Raw genomic sequence first — 3,362 nt, 5'->3', positions numbered from 1 at the left:
GTTGAGGTTGCCATCGACAGGCAGCAGATGATAGGGGTAAAGACCGTTGCGGCAGCCATAAGACCCATGAAGAAGACACTCAGGACAATAGGGCGGGTGGAGTATGATGAGAGAAAGCTCACAACCGTCAACAGTAAGGTCGAGGGATGGGTTGACAGGCTCTATGCCAACTACACCGGGCAATATGTAAAAAAGGGCACACCCCTGGTGGATCTATACAGCCCGGAGCTTATGTCCATCCAGCTTGAGTATCTCAATCTCTTGAAATGGAGGCCGGCACTGGGGATACGTTATCAGAGAAACGTCGAGATCAACCTTGGGGACCGGTATAACACGCTGGGGAGGCTCACCATCCAGGATCTTGACCCCCTGGTTGATTTGTTTAAAGAGAAGTTCGCACTCTGGGAGATCTCTGAAGAAGAGATAAAAGAAATAGAGACCAGCAAAAAACCCATGAGAACCCTGACTATCAAGAGCCCGGCCAGCGGATACGTTTTCCAGAAACCGGTTTTTAAGGGGACGCGGGTAGCACCTGGGGACAAGATCTTTGATATTGTGGATCTCTCTACGGTGTGGGTACTGGCAGATATCTACGAATATGAAATACCCTTTGTGAAGGTGGGGCAGAATGCCAGGATCACGCTGAGCTATTACCCCGGTAAAGAGTTCACGGCAAGGGTCGACTTTATATACCCCTTCTTCTCCGGCCAGACAAGAACGGCAAAGGCACGTTTCGTTCTTCACAATCCCAATATGCTTCTGAAACCCCAGATGTTTACCAATATAGAGATGGAGCTCGACCTGGGCAAGCGATTCGCAATCCCCGAAACAGCCATCCTCGACACAGGAACAAGGCAGATAGTCTACGTTGATATGGGAGACGGCTATTTTGCAGCTCAGCAGATCAAAACCGGCGAAAGGGCCAACGGGATGGTTGAGGTCTTAAGCGGTCTTAAGGATGGGGAAAAGGTTGCTTATTCCGCTGTATTCCTTATCGATTCAGAGGCCAAACTGAAGGGTGTGGCCCAATGATAAAACATATCATTGAACTATGCGCGAAAAACAGGCTTGTAACGATCATTTTTGTTGTTATCTTTGCAGGCTGGGGATACTGGACCCTCATAAGATGCCCGCTCGATGCCCTGCCGGACCTGAGCGACACCCAGGTGATCGTCTATACCGATTGGCCCGGGAGAAGCCCTGACCTCGTGGAAGATCAGATCACCTATCCCATTACCGCTACTCTCCTGGCAGCGCCGAAAGTCGAGGCGGTAAGGGGCTTTTCTTTTCTCGGCAGTTCTTTTATCTATGTCATCTTCAAAGATGGAACGGACATCTACTGGGCGCGAAGCAGGGTCCTCGAATATCTCCAGGCAGTGAAAGGAAAAATACCGGCAGACGTAAACCCCGTCCTGGGGCCTGATTCCTCCGGTGTAGGGTGGGGATTTTCTTACGCTGTGGTCGATGAGACCGGCGGGCAGGATCTCTCCGGGCTCCGATCAATCCAGGACTACAATATAAAATTGGCCCTTGAGAGCGTTCCCGGCGTGTCGCAGGTTGCAAGTATCGGCGGTTTTGTCAAACAGTATCAGGTCGTTATTGATCCGAACCGGCTGCTTTCTTACGGCATACCTATCAACAAGGTCATTGAGGTCATAAGAAAAAGCAACAGTGACATCGAAGGAAGGGTAGTGGAATTCTCAGGAGCCGAGTACGCGGTCAGGGGAAGGGGGTATATCAAGAGCCTGGAGGACCTGGAAACCGTTCCTGTGGGCAGTGACGGATCGGGAACCCCTGTTTTTTTAAGGGATGTCGCAAAGATCCGTTTAGGCCCGGAGATACGCAGGGGTGTCGCAGACCTTGACGGCAGGGGTGAAGTGGCAGGCGGTATCGTCGTTGTCAGGTATGGTGAAAACGTACTGAACGTCATCAAAAGAGTGAAGGAAAGGATCAAGCGTGATATTGAGCCAAGCCTGCCAAAAGGGGTCAAGATCGTCACGACCTACGACAGGTCAGACCTCATATACCAGGCAGTAGGTACCCTGTGGAATGAGATCGCAAAGCTCCTCATCGCCGTCAGCGTTGTCTGTATAGTCTTTCTCTTCCATCTCCCCAGTGCCATTATTGTTATCCTCACCCTGCCCGGGGCCATCCTTATTTCTTTCATCTTCCTCTACTATCTGAATGTTACCTCAAATATTATGAGCTTAAGCGGTATCGCCATCTCTATCGGTGTCCTCGTTGATGCCTCTATTATCATGGTCGAAAACGCGCATAAGAAGCTGGAAGAAGCACAACTCCGAACCCCGGACTCCGAACCCCGAATTCGTATCATCATTGAAGCAGCGAAAGAGGTCGGCCCTTCCCTTTTCTTTACCCTCATCGTTATTACAGTAGCTTTCCTGCCGGTCTTTACCCTCCAGGGCCAGGCAGGGAGGCTTTTCAGGCCTCTCGCATACGCAAAGACGTTCGCAATGCTCGGGGCGTCATGCCTTGCCATCACCCTGACACCAACCCTCATGACACTTTTCATAAAAGGCAGGATACGGCCCGAACAAAGCAACCCGCTGAACCGCATTTTACAGCAAATCTATGAGCCGGTGGTACGTTTCAGCCTGCGGAGGCAGAAAACGGTGATCATCGGCGCTGCCGTTCTGGTGCTCATCACTGCCTACCCATTTATCAAGCTGGGAAGGGAATTTATGCCTCCCCTCTATGAGGGCGCCCTCTTCTATATGCCCGTAACAACCCCGGGGGTTTCCATTTCAGAAGCTGCTTCTCTCCTTCAGCTCCAGGATAAGATCCTGAAAGGGATACCCGAAGTGGCACAGGTATTCGGCAAGGCCGGCAGGGCCGAAACAGCCACTGATCCGGCGCCGCTGGAGATGTTCGAGACTACGATCAACCTGAAGCCCAGGAAAGAGTGGCGGGCAGGTATGACCGTCGACAAACTTACTGCGGAGATGAATGACGCACTCACAATACCGGGGGTTTCCAACGCATTTACCATGCCCATAAAGGCAAGGATCGATATGCTCTCAACAGGTATCAGGACCCCTCTTGGGCTCAAGATATTCGGTCCCGATGTTCGGGAAATCGAGCGGCTTGGTATTGCCCTTGAAACAGTATTAAAGGATGTGCCGCATACGAGAAGTGTCTATGCCGAGAGGGTAAATACAGGATATTTTATCGACATTGCCGTAAAACGTCATGAGGCAGCCCGTTATAACCTCACTGTCGATGACGTAAACGAGATTATCCAATCATCCATCGGCGGTCTTAATGTGACCACCACTATCGAAGGAAGGGGGCGTTATCCCGTCAATGTCCGCTATGCAAGGGAATTGCGGAGCGACATTGAC

The 3,362-nt window shown here is 51.2% G+C and carries 2 protein-coding genes; both read left to right on the top strand.

What is annotated here, in order from left to right; translation table 11 throughout:
* Window positions 1-1,032: efflux RND transporter periplasmic adaptor subunit (locus PHU49_16125; GenBank protein ID MDD5245537.1), on the top strand; the 1,032-nt coding region annotated here is incomplete at its 5' end.
* Window positions 1,029-3,362: CusA/CzcA family heavy metal efflux RND transporter (locus tag PHU49_16120; protein MDD5245536.1), on the top strand; the 2,334-nt coding region annotated here is incomplete at its 3' end. The genes PHU49_16125 and PHU49_16120, both read left to right, overlap by 4 nt.

This window comes from Syntrophorhabdaceae bacterium, assembly GCA_028713955.1.
In the GTDB taxonomy this organism is placed as follows: Bacteria; Desulfobacterota; Syntrophorhabdia; order Syntrophorhabdales; family Syntrophorhabdaceae; genus UBA5609.
This window is presented reverse-complemented; position numbering and strand designations above follow the sequence as displayed.